Here is a 22,479-nt window from a genome sequence, read left to right as displayed (position 1 = left end):
TGCTTATTCCTCCCTAATAATTTATTCCAAGCGTACGCGGTTGCCGTCGCTAAGCGGTTCGCTTGTATCCGTAATAAATAGTTCCTCGGGCAATAATCCGTTCGTAATAACAACCGTTTCGTTGTTTTTGGCGCCTATATTGACATATGTTTTTTTGGCAAAATAGGATGATCCAAGCGGCCCCTCCGTGACGGATACCGTAAACAGGTATGTTCCGTTTAAATCCGATTGCATTACATCTGCCGGAACCATAAATCCAGGCTGTTGGCTTTCCTGATGAATATAAGCGGTTGCTTTCAATCCTGGCTTCAGGTCGGTTCCGTTTACGTCAATTGTGACGGCTCTCGAATCCGGGTCCGCTGCTCCGCTTTCGGAAGCTGAAGCTGAAGCTGGATCCCCCTGATTTTCGATGCTGGAAATGATCCCGTCCAGAACGCGTACGCCGCCATCGTCAATATTTACTTTAACTTCACCCCCGATCCGCAGGGTTGAGGCTTGGTATTCTGAGACGATAACATCCAGCTTGTAGCCTGAATCGTCGCTGGCTATTATACATACCTGCTGCGCTGCGGACACGGTGATGCCTTCCTTGGCTGTTAATTCGGTGACAACTCCGTCGTATGGCGCGCGAAGTACGCGGCCATCAAGGATTTGCTGCTCCAAATCCTTGAGTTCACGCTGCTGGATGGTCATATTCAGCTTCTGGATCTCGATTTGATGCTCTTGATTGGCTATCGCTTCGGTATCATCCTCGCGCAGCAGCGGCTTTAATGCCTCCATTAATTGGTTCAGCACAAGCTCATCCTTCTGATACCGCGTTTTTGCATCCTCCAGCGCCCGTTCCGTAACGCCGAGATCAAAGGTAATCAGCGGATCGCCCTTGCTTACATGATCGCCTTTTTCGGCATGAACCTTTAAGATGGTCCAATTGCCGGCCGACATTAGCGGAGTGGAATAAGCGGGCTGCAAATACCCTTCCTCGGATACGCTTAAGTCAAGGCTGCCCATGGCCGCCTTCTCTACTGCCACTTTTGGCAAAGTCAGTGATTGAATCGTATTGGACAAAAACGTTAGCAGCAGCAGTACTGTGAAAAATAGGATGATGATAAGACGCAAGGTTCTTTTTTTGGTGGACATTTCTTTCCCCCTTTCTTGCATAATGCAGTAAATGCGAAATTATCCCTTAACTCCGGACCGCTGAATGCCTTCCACCAGACGCTCTTCTCCGTACAGAAACAGCAGTACCATCGGTGCCATATAAAGCGCGGAGGATGCAAAAGCGACGCCTTGCTCACCAGCGGTTATGCGAGCGAGGTAGACGGATAACGGCTGCCGCAGCTCTTCCGTTAAAAACAGCAGCGGCTGCTCCACCATGTTCCAATTGTCCGCAAAAGCCAGCAGCAATAACGCGGTCATGCCCGGCTTGACTTGCGGCAGCACGATATGGAAAAAGGCGCGAAAATGACCGGCTCCGTCGATTTTGGCCGCTTCCAGGTACGCATCGGGAATAGCGGACGTGAACTGACGCATCAAGAATACGCCAAACGCTGCAAACACGCCGGGCCAAATAATGGCTCCATACGTATCCAGCAGCCCCAGCTTATCCGCCACTATGTAGTTGGGAACCAGCGTTACTTGGTACGGCATCATCATTGTCAGCAGATAAACAAAAAACAGCTTGTCTCTTCCGGGGAATTTCAGCTTGGCAAAAGCGTAGGCCGCAAGTGTTCCTACCACCGCTTGCCCGATAAGAATAGGTACCGTCAGCCGAACCGAATTCCAGAACAGCAGCAGGAAGGTTGGCTTAAAGATAAGCACTTCTGCAAATGGCTTCAGCGTGACCAGCTCCGGAATGAAGCGGATCCCTACGTGCTCCTTGGGCATGGCCGCCGCATCCAATCCATCTGCCTCGGTGTCGTACAACGCGCCGTAATGATGCCCAATTTCCCGCTCCGACATGAAAGCATTTGTAACAGTCAATGCAATAGGAAACAGGACAATAGCGGACAGCTGGATGAGAAACGTCAGCTTGACAGCGATGGCAAGCCGGCTAATAGCTACCTTCTTCATTCCATCCCCTCCCTAAAACGGCGTTCTGCTCGAAACAGCACATACACAACAGCCCCGATGGCAAGCGCGAGAAGCACCGCCGCAGACGTCAGCTTTGGATAATCCAGATTGTAAAATTGATTGTTCATGAAGTGCTGCAGCGTATAGATGGCATCGTGGGGATAAGCGCCGGCTACCAGATAGGCTTCACGAAACACTTTAAACGAGCTGACGATTGACATGATGATAACAAAAAAAGAAACAGGAGCCAGTCCCGGCCATACAATGGACCGGAAGCGCCGCCACGTGCCGGCTCCGTCAATCGACGCCGCTTCATGCTGCTCCGCCGGAATGTTTGCTAGGCCGGCCATAAACAGCACTAGGTTGTAGCCGGTATTTTTCCATACGAAAACAGCCATCATCACGACAAATGACCAGCGGCTGTTCATCCAATCGATTGGGTTAAGCCCGGCGTTCGCCAATAAACCGTTAAACGCCCCGTTGTAATGGAATAACGCCTGCCAGACAAGCACGACCGAAGCGACTGGAACAACCAGCGGCAGCAAGAGAGCTGTCCGGAACGTTTGGCGAAGCGGCATCGCTTTGTTCAGCAGCAGCGCGAGGCTAAGAGATACGGCGAATAAGACCGGAACACTTGTGGCTGCGAACAGCAGCGAATTCATAAACGCTTTGCGGAATGATGAGCTGTCCCATAGCTGACGGTAATTGTCCAATCCAACGAAATTTCCCTGCATAGGCGAGTCAACGAAAGAGTAGTAGACAACAGCCCCAAATGGAATGAGAAAAAACAGCAGAAAGCCGGCCAGACTTGGCCCCAGAAATGCCAAAATGGCAACTGCCTCCCGAATGCGAAGCTTCGGCGCCTTAAATTTGGTCAAGATGCTTCCTCCTTTCCTGATTTTGACGTCCCTAATCATAACCCGGCTTTGTTACAGCTGTGTGACAGCTTGGATGTGGCAAATGAGAAGTTATCCCGTTACAATGGAGCTACGTCTATTTTGATGCGGGAAGGAAGATTCAATTGAACAAGACTGTGCTGATCGTTGAAGACGAGAAGAAGCTGCGGGAATTGATAGCCGATTACCTGGAAGCCGAAGGTATCGCATGGCGCGAAGCCGCTGACGGTGACGAGGCGGTGGCGGTGTTCCGCGAAGCCTTGCCGGATCTGGTTATTCTCGATATTTTGATGCCGGGTCTCGACGGGTACGATGTGTGTGAGGAAATCCGCAAGGTGTCGGACGCACCGGTATTATTTTTGACGGCCAAAAGCGAAGAGGAAGACAAGCTGCTCGGGTATGATCTTGGTGCCGACGATTATATGACCAAGCCCTTCAGCCCGAAAGAGCTGGTAGCAAAAGTGAAAGCATTGCTCAGGCGCGCCGACAAGGCGATGGCTGAACAGGCGACAACGGAAGGGGAGCCGTTAAGCTTGGACAGCATCCAGATCGACGTATCCGGCAGGGAGGTGCTGCTGGACGGACAGCTGCTGGCGTTGTCGCCAAAGGAATTTGATCTGCTGCATTATTTTGTCAGCCATAAAAATATCGTGCTCAGCCGGAATCAGTTGGTAGAGCAAGTGTGGGGTTATGATTACGAAGGCGACGAGCGAACGGTGGACACCCATGTCAGGCGGCTCCGTCAGAAGCTGGGCTCGCGGGCGGATTGGATAACCACGCTGCGCGGCAATGGCTACCGGTTTAAGGTGACGCCATGATTCGTTTTCGCCACTCGATTGCATTCCGCCTTTTTGTAATCACATTTGTTGTGATGATGGTCTTTGTTGGATTGCTGCTGGTATTGCTGGGGAACGGGTTTTCCCGTTTTTATGAGCGGCGTCAAGTCAGTGATGTTACGGAAGCTATGAAGGGGATTGGCCAGCAGTATGGTTTGGATTTGAAGCAAAATATCGAACCAGGCTTGCCAGCTTATATTTCGCAATTTGAAAGCAGCTACTTCGCCAAAGTTGCAGTATTGACGATTGAAGACGGCATTGCCAACCAATTGCTAACAGGCGGCGGTACGGAAAATTCGCAATTAGTATTGCAGCTGCAGGCCCCCAGCAATTCTGATTTTATTGTGACGCCAAAACCTTCCGTGGAATCAGAGGTGTCAGGCTTAATGGCTGCACTGCAGGAATGGTTAGGTGATGAAAACTCGTTCCAGCAGGTGATGGAGCAAGGCCAAACGCTCACTTACAAGTCAGAAGCAGCTTCCTCTGCTGCCGGCACCGCCGTGAGTCCGTTAATTGCCATAACGGCTGCTTCAACCGATGGCAGCCAAAGCGGTACCATTCTGCTGGCGGTTTCCTCTTTGCAGCCCATCACCCATGCGGCCAGTGTGTTCAGAGGCTTGTCACTGTATGTTTTTGGCGCCGCTCTTGTATTTGTGCTGCTGCTGGCGTTTGGATACGCTCAAATGATTGCTAATCCTTTGATTCGGCTGAATGCATTTGCCGGCCGCCTTGCCAATTTGGAGTTCGATAAACGCATCGGCTGGAAACGCAAGGACGAAATCGGAGAGCTGGCGCGTACGTTTGACTTTCTGACGGATAATTTGCAGCAAACACTGGAGCAGCTGCAAACGGCAAATGAGAAGCTGCGGCAAGATATTGAACGGGAGAAACAGCTGGAGCGGATGAGACGCCAATTTGTAGCGGGAGTATCACATGAGCTGAAAACACCGCTGAGCCTAATTGGAGGTTATGCAGAAGGGCTGAAAGACAACATTGGCAAGGGAGCCAAACGCGAGAAGTATGCCGAAGTCATACTCGAGGAGACCGGAAGGATGGCGGCGATTGTAGCCGATATGCTGAATTTATCCCATTTAGAATCGGGACAATATGCGTTAAAATGGGAAACGTTTGATGTGGCGGAGCTGCTGAATGCGGCGGCGGATCGGGCGGACGGGTTACGTGCGGGAAAAGCGGGATTGCACGTCAAAGTAAATGTGACGCCAGCGCCTAATGGCGAGACGGCCGCTGTTGCGGACCGCTTCCGGATTGATCAGGTGCTGACCAATCTTGTTTCAAATGCGGTGCGGCATACGCCGGACGGCGGGATAATTGAATTATCGGCATCTGCAGGAGAAAAGGAGTGGACGGTCACCGTCTATAATGAAGGTGATTCGATCCCGGAGGAGGAGCTTACGCGCATTTGGGGTGAATTTTACCGCATCGACAAAGCGCGGAGCAGGGAAAGCGGCGGCACAGGCATCGGTCTGGCGATAGTGCGCGAGATTATGGAGCTGCACGGCAGCCGCTGCGAAGTCCGCAACGAGCGGGGCGGCGTTGCGTTTCGGTTTAAGCTGCGCCTCGCGGGCTCGTAGCGGGTCAGCAGGTTAGCAGCTCTAAATTAATATATCCTTACCACCATATTAGGCCACCAAAAAAAACAAATCAGTGCTGCCGAATTAATGCAGCGCTGATTTGTTTTATACGAGCACTTGCTATCGTATTTGCTGACGGAAGAATCTACTCTACATTGTACTTGTCCACACATAAAATATGGGATATAAAGATGGGATAGTATATTAGTAGGAGGGATTACAATGAAAAACAAAAAGCTGCGCATCTATACCGAACGTCATATGTTGCGAAACCCTGCACTTACTGTATTGATGAAGATAAGCGTTGATGGACATTTTGATGAGCCGCGTTTTGAAAAGGCATTGCAAAAATTAAAACATGTTCATCCGTTACTTTATTCGTCCGTTGTCATAGATAATGACGGAGAGGCTTATTATCGTGAAAATGCCGTCCAACGACTTGAATTGCATTGTGCAATGCGTGAGCGTAAAGATCAATGGCTGGAGGTTGCCGAAACCGAAAACAAGCATCCCTTTCATTGTGAAAAAGGGCCACTTGTTCGTTTTTTTGTGTTTTACAGTGAAACGGACTTCGATATTCTGGCCATTGTACAACATTTGATTGGTGACGGTGACGCTATTGCCCGTTTGTTGCGGGACGTGGTAACTGCTTATGCGGGTATTGATTTGTCACATAAAGAACAAATACTCATTTCAAGTCAAAATGATTTTCCGCATACCGCAACACCAACTTTTCTTGTAAAAGCATTTACCCGAACAATGAATAAAATGTGGGATAAAGGTGAGAGGCGACGTTTTGGAGAACATGAATTTCAAGAAATGTTTTTTAACTATCATCAAATAGCGGATATTGGATTATCTTATTCAACGATAAACTCAAGTGAGATGAATGACTTATACATAGCATGCAAAGCACATGGCGTAACCGTAAATGAAGCAATTGTAACAGCATTAATTGGGGCTATGCAAGAAATTTGCCTACACAGGAGCAATAAAAAAACGGTTGTAGGAGTTCCAATAAATATGAGAAGACAACTTTCATTACCCACGGATGATTGCTTGGGCAACTTTGCTTCAGCTGTTACCATTAAAGAGCTCTACGATACAAAAAAAGATTTTTGGCAAAATGCCGTCCAGGTGCGAAGCAAGTTGAAATCAAAGTTGGAATCTGCTAAAGCCCCGTGGGTGCCCTTGAATCTTTTTGCACTCTTGAATCCTTTGCTTATTGACGCTATGTATTTTGCCGCTTATGGCAACTGTGATGATATGGCGGCAAAGAAAGCGGCGGCTATGCTTTCGATTGATAATCCTTCTTCTACGGCAGTATCTAATCTTGGACGGTTAAATTTTGATTGCCAGATAGGTTCATACCACATTCGTGATATGGTATTCTTTGCACCCAAAGCCCCCGGCAGTTATGTTGTGCTTGGAGTGGCCACATTAGCAGATAAAATGCAGATTGGATTTAGCTATGATCGAAAAAAAATATCATCTGATACTATGGAGGATGTAAGTTCAACGATGCTTGAGTTGCTAATCTCGAGATCACAGAGGTAATGAGGCGCGTCAAAGTTGTGAGAGAGCGGCTGCCAATTGTAATGTTAAGCTGGTGGAATCGCTCGTGATTCGTGACTTTACATAGGAAAACAATTATGCTAAGTTAATCAATGTTAGTCTCAATCAATAAGAAAGAGGTGAAAGCAATGTTAACCGTTTTTGGAATTATGTTTGGTGGTAAAAAAGCAAACGTGGATATAAAAACAGTTATCGGAGCTTATCCTCTACGACAAATTCAATGACATCATGTCTTGTATAGTTCTGAGTGATTTGTATTTAAGCGTAACACCGATAATTATATCGGTGTTTTTTTATGTTTTTATAATTCAAGAAACCAATTGGAAATCCTATTGAAAAGGAGAGATAACATGGCTATAGAATTGGATGTTACGCATGTAATGCTCCGTATAAGTCGATATACTCCATCAAACTTATACGGAGTAAAGTAATACGGATGGATATACCGACTTTGTAATCATAAGAAAGGATGATATACAAAGGAGGATTTAAATATGTCAATAATCCAAGTTCAAAATTTGTCTTTCTCATATCCGAGCAGTTTCGATAACATCTTTGAAGATGTAAGCTTTCAGATCGATACAGATTGGAAGCTAGGCTTCATAGGCAGGAACGGACGAGGGAAAACAACTTTTTTCAATTTATTACTCGGGAAGTACGAATACATCGGAAAAATAAGTTCTTCGGTGGAATTTAATTATTTCCCCTATCCCGTCAAAGATAAAAGTAAATATACCTATGAAATTCTTGAAGAAATCTGCCCTCAAGCGGAAGACTGGGAATTTCTTAGAGAGATCGCTTATTTAGATGTTGATTCAGAAGCGATGTACCGCCCGTTTGAGACCTTATCGAACGGTGAGCAAACCAAGGTTTTACTTGCCGCTCTTTTTTTGAATGAAGGACAATTCTTGTTAATTGATGAGCCCACAAACCATTTAGATACGGAAGCTCGTAAGATGGTCTCTGATTATTTAAGGAGAAAAAAAGGATTTATTTTAATCTCGCATGACCGTCAGTTTTTAGATGGCTGCGTTGATCATATTTTGTCTATAAATAGAGCAAATATAGATGTCCAAAGTGGGAATTATTCGTCTTGGAAACTGAATTTTGATCGCCAACAAGATCATGAAGAAGCAACAAATGAACGCTTGCAAAAGGATATCGGAAGGTTAAAACAATCTTCAAAACGTTCAGCAGGCTGGTCTAATCAAGTCGAAGCTTCAAAAAACGGAACAACGAATTCAGGATCTAAATTAGACAAAGGATTCGTTGGACATAAAGCTGCAAAAATGATGAAGCGCTCAAAAAATCTTGAAGCTCGGCAGCAAAAGGCGATTGAAGAAAAGTCGAAGCTCTTAAAAAACGTTGAAAAGACGGAATCCTTACAGTTAGAACCTTTGGAATACAAATCAAAGGAGCTTGTTCAATTAACTGATGTGTCTGTCATGTATGACGGCCAAATGGTGAATTCACCCATAAGTTTTAATGTCGAACCAGGAGATCGAATTGTATTGGACGGGAAGAACGGCAGTGGGAAAAGTAGTATTTTAAAATTAATTCTAGGCCATTCAATTCAGCATACAGGCACGGTGAATATAGGTTCCAGCCTCATCATTTCTTATGTTCAACAAGATACCTCGCATTTAAAGGGGATGTTATCGGATTTTATTGAGGAACATCAGATTGATGAAACGTTATTTAAATCCATTTTAAGAAAAATGGATTTTGACCGCATTCAGTTCGAAAAAGATATATCCAATTATTCAGGTGGACAGAAGAAAAAGCTGCTTATCGCAAAGAGTTTATGTGAAAAAGCGCACCTGTATATATGGGATGAACCATTAAATTTTATTGATATTTACTCACGCATGCAGATTGAAGAGCTTATCCAAACCTTTAAACCGACGATGGTTTTTGTGGAACATGACCATGCCTTCCAAAAGAGAATTGCTACAAGAACAATAAAAATGTAACAAAAAAGGGCCGTGGGCGGCATGATGTAATAAGTCATCAAAAAACCTGAAATAATAGTAAACAAAAGACTCCCCTAGAGGGAGTCTGGTCAAGACCCCTTCTAACAAGCTGATTCCTGTACTCAACAGGGGTCAGCTTATTTAGTTTACTTTGCGCTCGTTCTTCATTATAAAAACGGATAAACTCTTCAATTCTTCTTTGTGCTTCCTCGATTGTGACATGCTGATTTGGGCGCCAACCTGTGGCAGCATGTCGTGGTATGCATGAGACGTCACGTGAATACATTATCGCTGTTTGGATAACTTAGTTTCATGAACTCATTTAAGGTATTTGATTGAGTTATCAATTTCTAGGAGGTAACCATGAAAATTCAAGCAGCTGTTACTCACGGTAAGGGAGAAGAATTCAAAATTGAAGAAGTAGAATTAGCAGCTCCAAAAGCAAATGAAGTGTTAGTGAAAATCGTTGCTACAGGTGTTTGTCATACAGACGCAGTTGCACGTGATGCAGCAATCACACCGCTGCCGGCTGTACTTGGACATGAGGGTGCAGGTATTGTAGAGGCGGTTGGTGAAGGAGTTACACGTTTAGCAAAAGGTGATCATATTGTATTATCATTCGCACATTGTGGCCATTGTGATAACTGTTTAACAGGTCACCCAACAGTTTGCGAAACGTTTAATGACTTAAACTTTGGTGGCATGCATGACGATCACACACATCGTTTATCAAAAGATGGTCAACAACTCTCAACATTCTTCGGTCAATCTTCATTCGGTACATTTGCCGTTGCTCATGAGCGCAATGTTGTCAAAGTAGATAAAGATGTGGATCTAGCATTACTTGGTCCTTTAGGCTGTGGGATTCAAACAGGTGCAGGTACTGTTTTAAATAAAATTAAGCCTGAATTCGGCTCCACAATTGCCATATATGGTGCAGGTGCAGTAGGTCTAAGTGCTATTATGGCCGCAAAAATTGTAGGATGCAAAACGATTATTGTCGTTGATGTACACGATTCACGCTTAGAGCTAGCGAAAGAGCTTGGTGCAACTCATTCATACAACGGAACAAAAGTGGATGTTGTGGAAAAAATTAAAAAATGTACAAACGGTGGTACAAATTACGCTGTCGATACAACAGGCGTTCCACCCGTTGTCCGTCAATGTTTACAAGCATTACGTCCACTAGGCGTTGCTGCGATTGTTGGATTTACACCAGAAATGAACATTGATGTGCATAATGATCTAATGGCCGAAGGAAAAACAATGATGGGTGTAATCGAAGGCGATTCAGTGCCCAATGTTTTTATTCCACAATTAATTGATTACTACAGAGCAGGTCAATTTCCATTTGATAAATTAGTAAAATTCTATGACTTCGCAGAAATAAACGAGGCATTTGAAGATTCTAAAAAAGGTTTGGCCATTAAACCCATAGTAAAAATAAGCTAGAGCATAACCGATATGGAGCATCGAAGTCGCTATTTTAGCGGCTTTTTTTGTTTTATCGGCACAAGTTCTTGTCCCAGCATAAAAGTTGACAGGAGTTGTATGATTAAATATACTTAATATAGTAACTAACAAAAATATATTAACAAAGATTTATTAATAGAACATAGATCTCACAAGAGCGGAGAAAAGAGGATGAACATGGAACAATACCGGATTGATATAAACAACGGTTTAGAGTTTGGACTATATACATTGGGGGATCATTTAGCTAATCCTGAAACGGGTAAGCGGATATCAGCCAAACAGCGTATACAGGAAATCATTGAATTGGCGAAGCTTGCAGAACAAGCAGGCATTGAATTTTTTAGTGTTGGAGAGAGCCATCAGGAATATTTTGCAACTCAGGCCCACAGTGTTGTCCTGGCAGCCATAGCACAGGCTACAACTACAATGAAAATAGGCAGCTCATCTACAATAATAAGCACCTCTGATCCAGTCAGGGTGTACGAAGATTTTGCAACGATTGATCTTATATCGAATGGCCGGGCTGAGATCATTGCAGGTCGTGCCTCTCGAGTAGGGTTATATCAGTTATTAGGATATGATCTCAACGATTATGAGGAGTTATTCGAAGAAAAGTTTGATTTGTTATTGAAGATAAACGAGAATGAAGTGCTGAATTGGAAAGGCGAATATCGTGCTCCTCTTAACCAAGCAAGAATTCTCCCGCGACCTGAAGAAGGCTATCTACCTATTTGGAGAGCCGTAGGGGGAACCCCTGCCAGTGCAATTAAAGCAGGTGTTGCAGGAGTTCCTATGTTTTTGGCTCATCTAGGTGGACCAGCCGTGTTATTTAAAAGATCCATTGATGCTTACCGAGAAGCTGCACGTCAAAATGGACATGATCCGTTGAAATTACCTGTAGCAACCGCCGGATTCTTTTATGTAGATGAAACGACACAAAAGGCTCAAAGAGCCTATTATCCTTATATTAATGAGGGAATGAAATTAACCAATGGACGTGGGTTTCCAAAACAGGCATTTGCACAAGGAGCTGACTCCCGTGATGTTATGAATATTGGCAGCCCACAAGAAATCATTGAGAAGATCCTATACCAGCACGAACTCTTTGGGCATCAGAGATATATTGCGCAAATGGATTTTGGTGGAGTTCCTTTTAAGAACTTAATGAAGAACATCGATATCATTGGCAATGAAATTTTACCAGCGATAAAGAAGCATACAGCTAAAAAATAAGACATTGGAGGTCAGTAGTATGAAAGTTGTCGTATTGTCCGGTTCGAAGATCGGCTCCAAAACCAGAATCGCTATGAATTACACCGTAAACTCGATTCACAATAAGTATCCGGATGCTGATGTTACATTATTAGATCTGGCTCTCTTTGATGTTCAATTCAGTGATGGACGGAATTATATGGAGTATGAAGGAGACACGAAATTCGTCATTCAAACCGTTATGGAGGCAGATGTGATTGTGATTGGAACTCCTATTTTCCAAGCCTCCATTCCAGCGACACTGAAAAATATATTTGATTTGGCACCTGAAAAAGCCTTCCAAGGGAAGGTAGTAAGCATGATCATTACGGCAGGCTCTCAGCGACACTTCCTCGTTGCAGAACAACAATTAAAGCCCATTTTGACTTTCATGAAAGCTCAAATGGTATCAACCTATGTTTTTATTGAAGAAAAGGATTTCCTTCGCAAAGAGATTGTGAATGATGATGTCTTATTTCGTATAGACCGCTTAGTGGAAGATACCTTCGTATTAGCGGAGACTTACACTAAGATCCTAGAGGCTGAAGAAGCGAAATATGGATTTTAAAGGAGCCAATGATGATGACTAATAAGGAGATTACGATTAAGAAACCATTGACGCCTGAGAATCGATCCCTTGGTGAGCTTGTGATACAGGGGGATATGGAGAGAATTATACAACTGTATGGACACCCATATACGATTAAAGGGACCGTGGTACATGGTCAAGCACTGGGAAGAACGTTAGGCTATCCAACCATAAATCTGGGAGGGGAAGCTGACCTCTATGTATCTCCAAAACCTGGAATCTATTTCGGGACTTCAGTAATATTTGAAGGAGATCGGGAGACTGAGCAATATAACGCCATAATAAGCGCTGGTTACCGTCCTACAGTAGGTGGAGAATCTTATTTTATTGAAGCGTTTTTATTAGATTATTCTGGCGATATGTACGGTCGGAATGTATCACTTCAATTTTTAAAATATGTGAGGGAAGAAATTACGTTTGCCAATCTTGACGAGTTAATCATACAAATGAAATTAGATGAACAGCACGCAAGAGATTACTTTAGCCATAAAAACTTACTGAATAAACAGTGATATCATGAAGAATCTGCTAATACGATAATACGATTCTCATATATGTGACAGTAATCTTTTTAGAAACAAATGGAGGCTCTCTACGAACTGAGAAATAACCTTCTAAAGGGCAATAGCCTGTTTCCCGTACTTAAAGACTCGGGAGCAGGCTATTGTTGTTTAGCATCATTTTTTAATGAAACTGCTTAAACAAACATAGTCAATCTTAAGATTATAATATGTGATTATTCGAGCACACGAAGTATGATGAAAGAGTCTCGTCAGAAATCTATCCGGGAGGTGAGAAGAGTCATGAGAAGCACAAAATTGTAAGCGGCATCATTTGATGGCGCAGCAGGCTCAATCAAAAAGGAGGAATTCATGATGATGAAAAAAAGTTTGGCTAAGCTATTCACGGCAGCCATGTGTTTGATAAGCGCCAGCCTATTAGGGGCGTCGCTAGACAAAGCACATGCGGATACGGCGTATTATGTGAGTCCGACAGGCCAGAATAGCAGCGGGTATGGTACGAATCCCTCGACTCCTTTCCGGACGATCCAATATGCGGCCGACCGGACTAATCCGGGTGATACCGTCTACGTCATGAATGGAACCTATTCCGAAACAAACAATGAAGCCGTCTTAAAAGTCACTCGATCCGGGAATGAAAATGCCTACATAACGTACAAAAATTATCCCGGACACAGCCCGAAACTGACAACGGATTCTGCCTGGAATCACATCCTCGTAGCAAGCGCATCCTACATCCGGATAGAAGGCTTTGAAATTGCCGGAAACAACGCCAACCTTACCGTTAGTCAAGGAGAAGCGCGTTATAATCATTATCTGCAGAACTATCCATCCGGCACGGTTGACTGGGATTACATGGCTGTAACGAATACGAACGGTATTAATGTCAAGCCTGCCAGTACGACAAGCGCAAAACCCAGTCATATCATTATCGAAAATAATAGTGTTCACGATGTGCCCGGCGGAGGCATCCTCACAGAGGAATCCGACTATATTACCATCCAGAACAATAACGTCTATAACAACGCGTGGTACGCGGTTTATGCAAATAGCGGTATCAGCGTCTTTCACTCTTATAATTCGGATAACAATACCAGTAATTATAAAAACATCGTACGCAACAACGAGGTGTATAACAACAAAGGGCTTGTTAAGTGGGTGAAGACGGAAGATTATTCGGATGGCAACGGTATTATTATCGATGACAACAAAAACACGCAGCTGAATGGCAGATTGGCGCCGTATACCGGGAAGACGCTGGTGACCAACAATATTACGTACAACAACGGGGGTTCGGGCATTCACGCCTACTCCAGCGCAAGGGTCGATATTATGAATAATACGTCCTATCAGAATGCCTCCCAGCTTAACTACGGTGAAATATACGCGCATGACAGCACAAATGTTAACTTGTTCAACAATATCATGTATGCACGCACTGGGCGACATATAACGTCGAACTCCAATAACAGCAATGTGAATTATAACTACAATATTTATTACAATGGAACCCCTGCCGTAAGCGGGCCGAACGATATTACCTCTGATCCGTTATTCTATAATGCGGAAGCCGGAGATTTCCGTGTCCATATCGGTTCGAAAGCGATCGACAACGGGACTTCTAGTCTAGCACCGAACCATGACTTTAGCGACAATTCGCGTCCAAGAGGATTTGCGCCGGACCGTGGCGCCTACGAAAGCCAAAATATAATCGGGAATCCCAGCTTCGAGTGGGGCAGCTTGACGGGCTGGGACAAGGAGCAGAATGCTGCTGGGATAACGGTCGTCTCAAATGGGACTTATAGCGGAACCCATAAAGTGGCGTTCGACACGACTGCAGCCACAAAATTATCGCAATCCAGAACCGCACCAGCAACTAAAACATATACCGCAACCGCTTATATAACCACGAATATTGCAGATAACATCAAATTGAACATCGAGGTCAACGGTGTAGCCAAAGGTACGCAGACAGTTGCTGCAGGCGGCGGGTACAAGAAGGCGACGGTTACCTTCTCAGCGAATGCGAATGACACGATAAAAGTATCCATTACCGCACCACAGACTTCAGGCGGTTGGGTCGGAATTGACAATATCTCAGTAGAATAATAGTGCCGAACTTCTATAAGATCATTTCAATACAACAGGAGGTTGACGAAGTGAAGAGGATAGTAGGACAGATCTTGATATTCGCGTTGTTTATTAGTTCATTTTATTCGGCTGTGCCTGCGGAGAAGGTGTTCGCCGACAGCGGGTCCAAACGATACGAAGCGGAGGCTGCAATACTAGAGAATGCTTCTGTAACAGATGCTGTTTACGTGGACATGTCCAATGAAGCATCCAGCATCACTTGGGATACAGTGAGTGCTTCCGTGTATGCGAATTATAATTTGAACATTAAATACAGCAGCAGTGCAAGTGGTATTGTAAAGCTCCATGTCAACGGTCAAGAAGTTGCCTCATTTACAACGGGACAAGAGGGAACACAAGAAAACTCGGTGTGGAGCGATCTGAACGCCATTGTTACGCTTCATCCCGGCACTAATGTCATTCTACTGACATCGGAGGGGAAAGGCGGTCCTCTGGTCGATTATCTGGATGTCACACCATTCACGAAATTTATTGAAGGTGAATCGGGTCATGGCACAACGCATGTGAATCATACTTTTGGAGCCAACACAGCTGCTGCGCCAGGCTTTTCCGGTACAGGCTATGTCATTATTCCAGGCGGCAGAACACCGCCCGCATACTTACTATGGGATAACATTTCTATTGCAGAAACAGGAAGCTATACACTTAAATTCAGATATAATAATGCCGATAACGGAGCCAGACCCGTAAATCTTAAAGTAAATGATGTAGAGGTTCCAGGTTTTACGGGAGCAAGTACAGGCGCTTGGAGTAATTGGCAGCTTCAAGAAATCAAGAATGTTACCTTAAATGCCGGAACGAATTCGATAAAAATAGAGCCTAAATTAACAGCAGCAGGTCTAACGGCAGCTATGCCCAATATTGATCGAATTGAAATCCATCCGGAGTCCATTCCGGTCATAGGTGATCAAATCTTTCGAACAACAACCTTCGAGGCAGATGATGTAGATCCTGTCATTGCAGCGACTCCTGTTGGAGCAAATCTGGTTACTCCATTATTAGATGGCAAACCGGTGGATCCTTCTTCTAATACCGCTGTTACTTTAACTGAAGAGAATGGCAACCGGATGGCGCAGGTTACAATCCCTGCACGAAGTACGGGAACCATTGGATTTCCGTTCCATAGCAGCTGGACAACCCCTGTTTCCATGAATAGCTACACCATCGAAGCTAACCTGATGTTTAAAGATCAAAAGGCTAATTATTTGTTTAATCTCGTAAATGGTTCCGATTCGCTTCATAATCCAATGCTCGTATTTGGTATGGACGGAAAGATGTACGCTCGTTCAGACAACAGCGCAAATGGTGCGTTGGCAGCTAGGACGGACTGGGAAATTAATACTTCCTATAAGATAAAGATGATAGCTCATGTCGATACAAAAAGCTATGATCTCTACCTTAATGACACCCAAATTGTAAATAATGAACCTATGAAAAATGAAAATTACTCTAGCGGCCTGAAAGCCTTTTATCTGCAAGTAAAGGACGGGCCGCATGAGGAGACTGCCGTAATCGTCGATAACATTAAGCTTTCTGGTTCCAATGAGGCTGGATCTGCGCCGGTAGTAAATCCGAATCCTGGAGAGTATTATATTGACTTTCCTTATATTGGAGAACCTGTGGATTATTATGTTAGTCCCTCGGGTTTGGATACCAATGATGGTTTGACGCCAGAAACCGCATTCAAAAACATTCAAACGGCCGCAGCATTAACAAACCCGGGAGATACCGTATATATTATGCCGGGTACCTATACAGCGAGTAACACGAGCTACGGAAGTGAATGGTTAAAGATTACACGCTCAGGCGCCAAAAATAAAAATACGGGCGAAACAGCTTATATTACGTACAAAGCCTATGATTTTAACAACAAGCCCAAGCTTAAGCTGGCCGATAACGTTCCGGGCATATGGAATATGGTCGATATTCAAGCGAATTACATTATTATTGATGGACTTGAAGTCGAAGGCAACAATATGAACATTTCGTTGGAGCAAGCAGAGGCAAACTATGAGCACAAAATAGCGGGCGGCTCGAACTGGGCCGAATATGCAAAGACCAACACCAATGGGATTAATGTTAAAGGACATCACATCATTGTCAAAAACTCGTATGTCCATCATATGGCTGGCGGCGGCATTGGCGGAGCAGGCGACTATATGTGGTTTGATCATAATATCAGTCACAGCAACAGCTGGTACTCGATGCATGCAACCAGTGGCATGGGTTCGATAAACAATGTGTCTTTCGATGATAATACGGCGGATTACAAAATTATCATGAGCAATAACATTATTTATGATAATGAAGCTAAAGTGAAGTGGGAAAAAACCAAAGGCTATTCGGATGGCAACGGCATTATCTTTGATGTTGATGACGGCTATTACGGAAAGAAATTAGCTTTCAATAATATTGTCTATAACAATGGCGGCGGTGGTATCCACATTTATAGAAGCAATAATGTTCATGTCATCAACAACACGATATATCATAACAGTAGAAGCCCGCATCTGAAATATCCCAATATGGATGCTCAATCTAGTGACAATTCCATCTTGATAAACAATATCTCGATTGCTAGGGATGAAGAGGGTGAATATGCCAATCTAAACAGTGGCTGGAATAATATGTTTGCCAACAACATTTACGGCGGCAATGTTCGGTTCTTGGATCAGAATGAACAGGTTATCAATCCCAAATTCGTAAATGTTTCTCAGGCAAATGGCAGTTTTGATTTCACATTGCAAGCAGATTCACCAGCAATCGATACCGGTACACGCGAGATATTCTCTAAATTGCCGCGGATTGCTGAAGGTTTTGGAGATGAAGTGGGTATCGATTCTCCATTCTCAAAGGACTTTTTAGGCAATGATCGTCCTTATGCCGGAGTCGGATCCAATAATAGAATTGATATCGGAGCCTATGAAACTGAATATAATAATCCAGAATACTTGGTAGATGACTCTATTGAATTTAAGACGCCGATTCCGGATGAAATTCTGAAAGCAAAGGCATCGAAAGGAACACCGGAATTAGATGGCGAGATTGACGAGATCTGGTCAACAACAGAAAGCTTCCAGGCGATGAAGATCAGTGACCCTACCAAGGCAGCGCCTATGGCAACTATGCGTTTGCTATGGGATGAACATAATCTTTATGTTCTGGCCGAGGTTGAGGATGACAACCTAAGTGTCAGAGGTGCGAATTTGTGGGAACACGATTCCATGGAGTTCTTCATGGATGAGAACAATGGAAATTCGACAGCATTTCAATTAGATGACGGTCACTATCGAGTGAATTACGAGAATCTGAGAACGGGGGGATCCCGCGGTAAGGGCATTAACGCGAGCAGTTTCTCCTCAGCAGCGAAAGTAGTAGATGGCGGATACATTATTGAAGCTAAGCTGCCGCTTACAACCATAACAGGCTCCGTCGGGAAAGTTATTGGTTTCGATGCTGGAGCAAGCGATGACAACAATGATGATGGCATCCGCGATAATGCAACCATGTGGAGCAACCAACGCTTTAATTCCCATGAATCCACGGAGTGGTATGGGGATGTAACCTTTGTTGAAGCGGGGGATCTTCCGACAACGCCGGGGCCAGCACCGACGCCGGTTGTGGAGGGTTCTATGATTCAGTTGACACCAACCCTCACAGGTAATACGGCCAAGGCGGAGCTCTCACAGGAACTGCTCGACGACCTGCTCAAGCAAGCGGAAAGCGATGCAAGAGGCGAGAAAAACGTAAGAATTAAGCTCAACCCGATCGCTAACGCCAAATCGTATAGTCAAAGCCTGCCGGCACAAATGTTCAAGGAAGGCGATGGCAAGATCTCACTGACGGTACAGTCGGAGCTTGGTACGATTACATTATCTAACGATATGCTGAAGGCGAATGATTTAGCAGACGCTTCAAGCGTACAGATTGTTATAACAGCTACAGATACGTCCGGCCTGAAGCAGGAATTGAAGGAAAGAATCGGCAGCAAGCCCGTTCTGGATCTCTCCGTACGGGTTGATGGTCAATTAATCGCATGGAAAAACAACAAGTCACCCGTAACCGTATCCGTCGATTACGAGCCAACAGCTGAGGAATTGGAAAAACCGGAGAATATCTTCGTGTGGTATATTGACGCCAAGGGCAAGGTTGTCAAATTACCATCTGGAAAATATGATACCGCATCCGGGAAAGTTACGTTTACAACTTCTCACTTTAGTCTGTTTGCAGTTGCTTATTAGATGAACAGCTTCGTGATGCTTCACACAGGATCGATGACCGTTACAGTGGAAGGCGATTCCTATAACGTGGTTTATACTCGAATATCAAGGACAGACACAATAAGGTGAATTGCAGCCATTGTTCGGAAGTAGGCGTCGACGTATGCTTAAGGCATGAAAGACACCAAGCGAACAAAGGAGACAATGAGATGAACACGACATTTATTCCGCCGCTCAAGCCTTTGACGGATGAGCAAATCGAGCAGTTCCGGGAGCAAGGATTTATTCTGTTCAAGAAAGGCATGTCGGAGGATTTAATCGAGGCCTTTAACGGACACGTCTACGATATTCGGAACCAATCGCCTATGCCGGAGTTGGCAGCTTGCGAAGAGAGCAAGAAGTATTCCCTTCGTCTATTTAACCCGCATAAACACGACAGCTTCTCGAGGCAATTGATGAAAAACGCTATCGTTCGCGGAGCGCTGGAGCAGTTGATGGGCAAGGAAGCCGTATGCGTGCAGAGCATGTATTTCTACAAAGAGCCGGGTTCCCCGGGGCAAGCTGCTCATCAAGATTACTATTACATTAAGAATGATCCGATGACGATGATTGCGGCATGGATCGCGATGGAGGAGTCGGTGGATGTCGAGAATGGTTGTCTGTGGGTTATGCCCGGCACGCACAAGCTTGGCCTGCTTCCGCATGGTGCTGTAAAAAATATCGAGGAGCACGAGCATTGGACGGAGGAGACCGAAGGGGTAGATACAACAAAACAGGTACCGGTTCTGATGGAGAAAGGCGATATCCTGTTCTTCAGCGAGCTGCTCATTCATTCCTCGAACAAAAATAGGAGCTTAAATCGTTGGCGGAGGTCATACGTGTGTCATTACATTCGCGAAGATTCCAGCGTGCTTCATCGTGAAGATTTGCGTCAGAAGTATCCGCTTTATTAGGAGGCGGCGAAATCGACGGCCTTAGTCCATTGGTATCGGGGCTAAGGCCGTCTTTTTGTGCCAAATATTCTGCTGTTACTCCTCAAACGAAGGAATCAGTACTTCCTTTCCGCCTTTCATGGCAGATTCGTGTGCGCAAATGCCGGCAGCTGTCCAGTTGGCGGCAGTCACGGCGTCGATACGAGGCTTGCGATCCTCGACGATACTCCGTATAAACTCATGCACCAAATGCGGATGGGAACCATGATGGCCATTTCCCTGGAGTACGGATTGATGCGGGTTGTTCGGATCCAGCTCATCTTGATTCGTAATGTAATAAGCTAGCTCAGGAGGCAGCAAATCGGGACGGGCAGGCGGAGCAACACGTTCCGTATGAATGTTACGGCCCCTGCCTTCCTCCAGATCGCCCATCTTGAACAGGATAGGCGCTTCATCTTCCATATGCCATTCCATTGAAGCTTTCTCCCCATAGATATTGAAGCTCTCCATATACGCTCTTGCCGTGTGGAACAAAGTACGTGTGACCTCTGCACTGATCGGCTCCTTATCCAGTTGGAAAATCGCCGTCTCCACCGGATAGGGGTTGCCATATCGCTGTACAAGCTCCTCACGCATCGTACCGGAGCCAAAGCAGTGCACTTTGGTCGCACGCGCACCGGTTATGGCCAGAAGAGGAGAAACGGCGTGTGTTGCATAGTGCATCGGGGGAAGACCCATCCAGTAGGCAGGCCAATTCTCCATGTCCTGATAATGGGCGCCGCGAAGGAATTGTATCGGACCAAACTCGCCGCGATCCATCATCTCCTGTGCATACAAAAATTGATAAGTATAGACCGCAGTCTCCATCATCATATAATTTCGGTTGTTGAGCTTCTGGGCCGCAACGATAGCCTTCAGTTCATCAATGGTTGTGGCCATAGGAACAGTGCAGGCGCAATGCTTGCCCGCATTCAATACAGCTATGGATTGCTGCGCATGCATGGGAATCGGAGTAACTAAATGGACGGCGTCATATTCATCGGAACGAAGTATTTCTTGCAGATCCGTGTAACGGCGCTCGAAGCCGAACTTATCCCCGTACTGTTGCAGCAGCGTTTCGTCCGGATCGCATATGGCTACATGCTCTACATCGGGATGTGCATGATAGATCGGGGCAAACGCACCTCCAAACCTAAGGCCTGCAAGCGCGACCCGTAATTTTCTGCCTTGTTGGTTGTTCATATAGGTGATCTCTCCTTTATTGATGTTATGAATAATTCTATTATTACGAAACGTTTAACCGTTGAGAATGAACCGATTCGCAGAATAAATATACTTTGTTCAGGTTTTTAATGAAGTCGAAAGAAAGTAAAAAAAACAGACTCATAGATTGGGGGTGGAGTCTTGCACGAGGTTATACTTCTGGGAAGCGAGTACCCGCTTGTTCGCGACATAGGTACGACGTATACCCAAGGCCGATGGATACATCCGGAACGTGTTGCGGACTACCATGTATGTATTTATTGCATACAAGGCCAAATGCAGGTTGTTGAGGATGGGAAGGAGTACATTCTGCGAGACGGAGATATTATGTTTTTGAAGAAAGGTGTTCATCATTGGGGTAGCGAAGGAACGCTTCCCGGTACTTCGACCTTATGGATCCACTTCTACGATTCACCGAATAACCAGGTTGAATTGCCGGCAACGGAACAAACATCTCTTCATCAAATGCTGTTCGCTCCTACTGATCAACTATTCTCAAAAAGTCAGTACGAGTGTACAGTCGTTCTGCCGAAGCTGATGAATATCAAAGGATTCCCGCACATGAACAGAAAAGCCCGAGAGCTTTATGAGCTATATTCGTCATCACGGCCATTTCGTCATCTCTATGTATCCCTGGAGACGATGTCTCTGTTCCTGGAGATCTACCGCATCTCACTCATGCGTCATATTCCCGGCAAGTCTGATGCGCTCGTTCAGAAATTGGCTAGATATTTGGAGGAGCACTGTGAGGAAGAACTGGATATAGAGCGAATAAAATCAACATTTCAACGTAACTACAACTACCTCAGCACTTTGTTTAAAGCCAAGCTCGGGACGAGCATCTTCTGCTTTCATGAACGGCAGCGTATCATGAAGGCGGCCGAATTGTTGAAGAACACATCAATGAATATTACGGAGGTGAGCTATGCTCTTCAATTCAATAGTCCTTATTATTTCAGTCGGGTGTTCAAGAAGGTGATGGGCGAGTCGCCGACCGATTATATTAAAAATATTTACCGGATGAAGTAGGACTACTTGGATAGTTTCATGTTAGAAAAGATAGGGTCTGGAACGAGAAGATAATTGACCATGTTTTATAGAGGTTTCTCCATTGAGGCCATGCCACAAGAGAGT

At 45.0% G+C, this 22,479-nt stretch carries 17 protein-coding genes; 12 read left to right on the top strand and 5 right to left on the bottom strand.

Annotated elements, in window-relative coordinates:
* Window positions 1–21 precede the first annotated feature (21 nt).
* Genes ACFSVM_RS10315 through ACFSVM_RS10305 form a run of 3 tightly spaced genes read right to left on the bottom strand, consistent with a single transcriptional unit; the run spans window position 22 to window position 2,948 of the window.
* Window positions 22–1,137, bottom strand: coding sequence for an efflux RND transporter periplasmic adaptor subunit (locus ACFSVM_RS10315; RefSeq protein WP_379261904.1), 1,116 nt, complete (start codon window positions 1,135–1,137; stop codon window positions 22–24).
* A 39-nt stretch (window positions 1,138–1,176) separates the two neighbouring features.
* Window positions 1,177–2,070, bottom strand: a complete 894-nt coding sequence (locus ACFSVM_RS10310; protein WP_379261902.1) for a carbohydrate ABC transporter permease — start codon at window positions 2,068–2,070, stop codon at window positions 1,177–1,179.
* Complete coding sequence (locus tag ACFSVM_RS10305) at window positions 2,067–2,948, bottom strand: carbohydrate ABC transporter permease (protein ID WP_379261900.1); 882 nt, start codon at window positions 2,946–2,948, stop codon at window positions 2,067–2,069. Before ACFSVM_RS10305 ends, ACFSVM_RS10310 begins: the two co-directional genes overlap by 4 nt.
* A gap of 143 nt (window positions 2,949–3,091) precedes the next feature.
* On the opposite strand from ACFSVM_RS10305, the gene ACFSVM_RS10300 reads away from it, so the two are divergent.
* From ACFSVM_RS10300 to ACFSVM_RS10285, 4 genes are all read left to right on the top strand, one after another.
* Window positions 3,092–3,784, top strand: coding sequence for a response regulator transcription factor (locus ACFSVM_RS10300; RefSeq protein WP_076314009.1), 693 nt, complete (start codon window positions 3,092–3,094; stop codon window positions 3,782–3,784).
* A gap of 71 nt (window positions 3,785–3,855) precedes the next feature.
* On the top strand, window positions 3,856–5,394 hold the full coding sequence (locus ACFSVM_RS10295; RefSeq protein WP_379261898.1) for a sensor histidine kinase: 1,539 nt from the start codon (window positions 3,856–3,858) through the stop codon (window positions 5,392–5,394).
* Between the two features lie 222 nt (window positions 5,395–5,616).
* On the top strand, window positions 5,617–6,951 hold the full coding sequence (locus ACFSVM_RS10290) for a condensation domain-containing protein (RefSeq protein ID WP_379261896.1): 1,335 nt from the start codon (window positions 5,617–5,619) through the stop codon (window positions 6,949–6,951).
* 512 nt (window positions 6,952–7,463) lie between these two features.
* A complete protein-coding gene (locus ACFSVM_RS10285) occupies window positions 7,464–8,942 on the top strand; it encodes an Lsa family ABC-F type ribosomal protection protein (protein ID WP_379261894.1) in 1,479 nt (492 codons plus the stop codon).
* Between the two features lie 37 nt (window positions 8,943–8,979).
* Here ACFSVM_RS10285 and ACFSVM_RS10280 read toward each other — a convergent pair whose 3' ends face one another.
* Entirely contained in the window at window positions 8,980–9,228 is a 249-nt protein-coding gene (locus tag ACFSVM_RS10280; protein WP_076314012.1) for an IS3 family transposase, read from the bottom strand.
* A 77-nt stretch (window positions 9,229–9,305) separates the two neighbouring features.
* Between ACFSVM_RS10280 and ACFSVM_RS10275 the strand changes: the two genes are divergently transcribed.
* The 7 genes from ACFSVM_RS10275 to ACFSVM_RS10245 all read left to right on the top strand — a co-directional run bounded on the left by ACFSVM_RS10275 (window position 9,306) and on the right by ACFSVM_RS10245 (window position 20,103).
* Window positions 9,306–10,394, top strand: a complete 1,089-nt coding sequence (locus ACFSVM_RS10275) for an NAD(P)-dependent alcohol dehydrogenase (protein ID WP_076314013.1) — start codon at window positions 9,306–9,308, stop codon at window positions 10,392–10,394.
* Between the two features lie 198 nt (window positions 10,395–10,592).
* Window positions 10,593–11,651, top strand: a complete 1,059-nt coding sequence (locus ACFSVM_RS10270; RefSeq protein WP_379262970.1) for an LLM class flavin-dependent oxidoreductase — start codon at window positions 10,593–10,595, stop codon at window positions 11,649–11,651.
* Window positions 11,652–11,670: 19 nt separating this feature from the next.
* The gene (locus ACFSVM_RS10265) at window positions 11,671–12,237 is read left to right on the top strand and encodes an NADPH-dependent FMN reductase (RefSeq protein ID WP_379261891.1); all 567 of its coding nucleotides are present in this window, start codon (window positions 11,671–11,673) and stop codon (window positions 12,235–12,237) included.
* Window positions 12,238–12,245: 8 nt separating this feature from the next.
* Window positions 12,246–12,770, top strand: coding sequence for a riboflavin kinase (locus tag ACFSVM_RS10260; protein WP_083655964.1), 525 nt, complete (start codon window positions 12,246–12,248; stop codon window positions 12,768–12,770).
* Window positions 12,771–13,130: 360 nt separating this feature from the next.
* The gene (locus tag ACFSVM_RS10255; protein ID WP_256209960.1) at window positions 13,131–14,888 is read left to right on the top strand and encodes a right-handed parallel beta-helix repeat-containing protein; all 1,758 of its coding nucleotides are present in this window, start codon (window positions 13,131–13,133) and stop codon (window positions 14,886–14,888) included.
* A 50-nt stretch (window positions 14,889–14,938) separates the two neighbouring features.
* On the top strand, window positions 14,939–19,171 hold the full coding sequence (locus ACFSVM_RS10250; RefSeq protein WP_379261888.1) for a sugar-binding protein: 4,233 nt from the start codon (window positions 14,939–14,941) through the stop codon (window positions 19,169–19,171).
* Between the two features lie 188 nt (window positions 19,172–19,359).
* Window positions 19,360–20,103 carry a phytanoyl-CoA dioxygenase family protein gene (locus ACFSVM_RS10245; RefSeq protein ID WP_379261886.1) on the top strand — a complete coding sequence of 248 codons (744 nt, stop codon included), beginning with the start codon at window positions 19,360–19,362 and terminating at the stop codon, window positions 20,101–20,103.
* Window positions 20,104–20,178: 75 nt separating this feature from the next.
* Here the strand turns inward: ACFSVM_RS10245 and ACFSVM_RS10240 are convergent, their stop codons facing one another.
* Window positions 20,179–21,324 carry a Gfo/Idh/MocA family protein gene (locus tag ACFSVM_RS10240; protein ID WP_076314020.1) on the bottom strand — a complete coding sequence of 382 codons (1,146 nt, stop codon included), beginning with the start codon at window positions 21,322–21,324 and terminating at the stop codon, window positions 20,179–20,181.
* 162 nt (window positions 21,325–21,486) lie between these two features.
* Between ACFSVM_RS10240 and ACFSVM_RS10235 the strand changes: the two genes are divergently transcribed.
* Window positions 21,487–22,374, top strand: coding sequence for a helix-turn-helix domain-containing protein (locus ACFSVM_RS10235; protein ID WP_379261885.1), 888 nt, complete (start codon window positions 21,487–21,489; stop codon window positions 22,372–22,374).
* The last annotated feature ends 105 nt before the right edge of the window (window positions 22,375–22,479 follow it).

Origin of the sequence: Paenibacillus shunpengii (genome assembly GCF_042684905.1) — a bacterium.
Classification (GTDB): Bacteria; Bacillota; Bacilli; order Paenibacillales; family Paenibacillaceae; genus Paenibacillus; species Paenibacillus shunpengii.
The sequence above is the reverse complement of the archived record's forward strand: the minus strand, read 5'-3'. Positions and strand labels throughout refer to the sequence as shown.

Coding starts and splice junctions, on each gene's coding strand:
- ACFSVM_RS10290 (WP_379261896.1), top strand. CDS start 5,617: ATGAAAAACAAAAAGCTGCGCATCTATACCGAACGTCATATGTTGCGA.
- ACFSVM_RS10255 (WP_256209960.1), top strand. CDS start 13,131: ATGATGATGAAAAAAAGTTTGGCTAAGCTATTCACGGCAGCCATGTGT.
- ACFSVM_RS10245 (WP_379261886.1), top strand. CDS start 19,360: ATGAACACGACATTTATTCCGCCGCTCAAGCCTTTGACGGATGAGCAA.
- ACFSVM_RS10265 (WP_379261891.1), top strand. CDS start 11,671: ATGAAAGTTGTCGTATTGTCCGGTTCGAAGATCGGCTCCAAAACCAGA.
- ACFSVM_RS10275 (WP_076314013.1), top strand. CDS start 9,306: ATGAAAATTCAAGCAGCTGTTACTCACGGTAAGGGAGAAGAATTCAAA.
- ACFSVM_RS10315 (WP_379261904.1), bottom strand. CDS start 1,137: ATGTCCACCAAAAAAAGAACCTTGCGTCTTATCATCATCCTATTTTTC.
- ACFSVM_RS10285 (WP_379261894.1), top strand. CDS start 7,464: ATGTCAATAATCCAAGTTCAAAATTTGTCTTTCTCATATCCGAGCAGT.
- ACFSVM_RS10270 (WP_379262970.1), top strand. CDS start 10,593: ATGGAACAATACCGGATTGATATAAACAACGGTTTAGAGTTTGGACTA.
- ACFSVM_RS10310 (WP_379261902.1), bottom strand. CDS start 2,070: ATGAAGAAGGTAGCTATTAGCCGGCTTGCCATCGCTGTCAAGCTGACG.
- ACFSVM_RS10260 (WP_083655964.1), top strand. CDS start 12,246: ATGATGATGACTAATAAGGAGATTACGATTAAGAAACCATTGACGCCT.
- ACFSVM_RS10240 (WP_076314020.1), bottom strand. CDS start 21,324: ATGAACAACCAACAAGGCAGAAAATTACGGGTCGCGCTTGCAGGCCTT.
- ACFSVM_RS10280 (WP_076314012.1), bottom strand. CDS start 9,228: ATGTATTCACGTGACGTCTCATGCATACCACGACATGCTGCCACAGGT.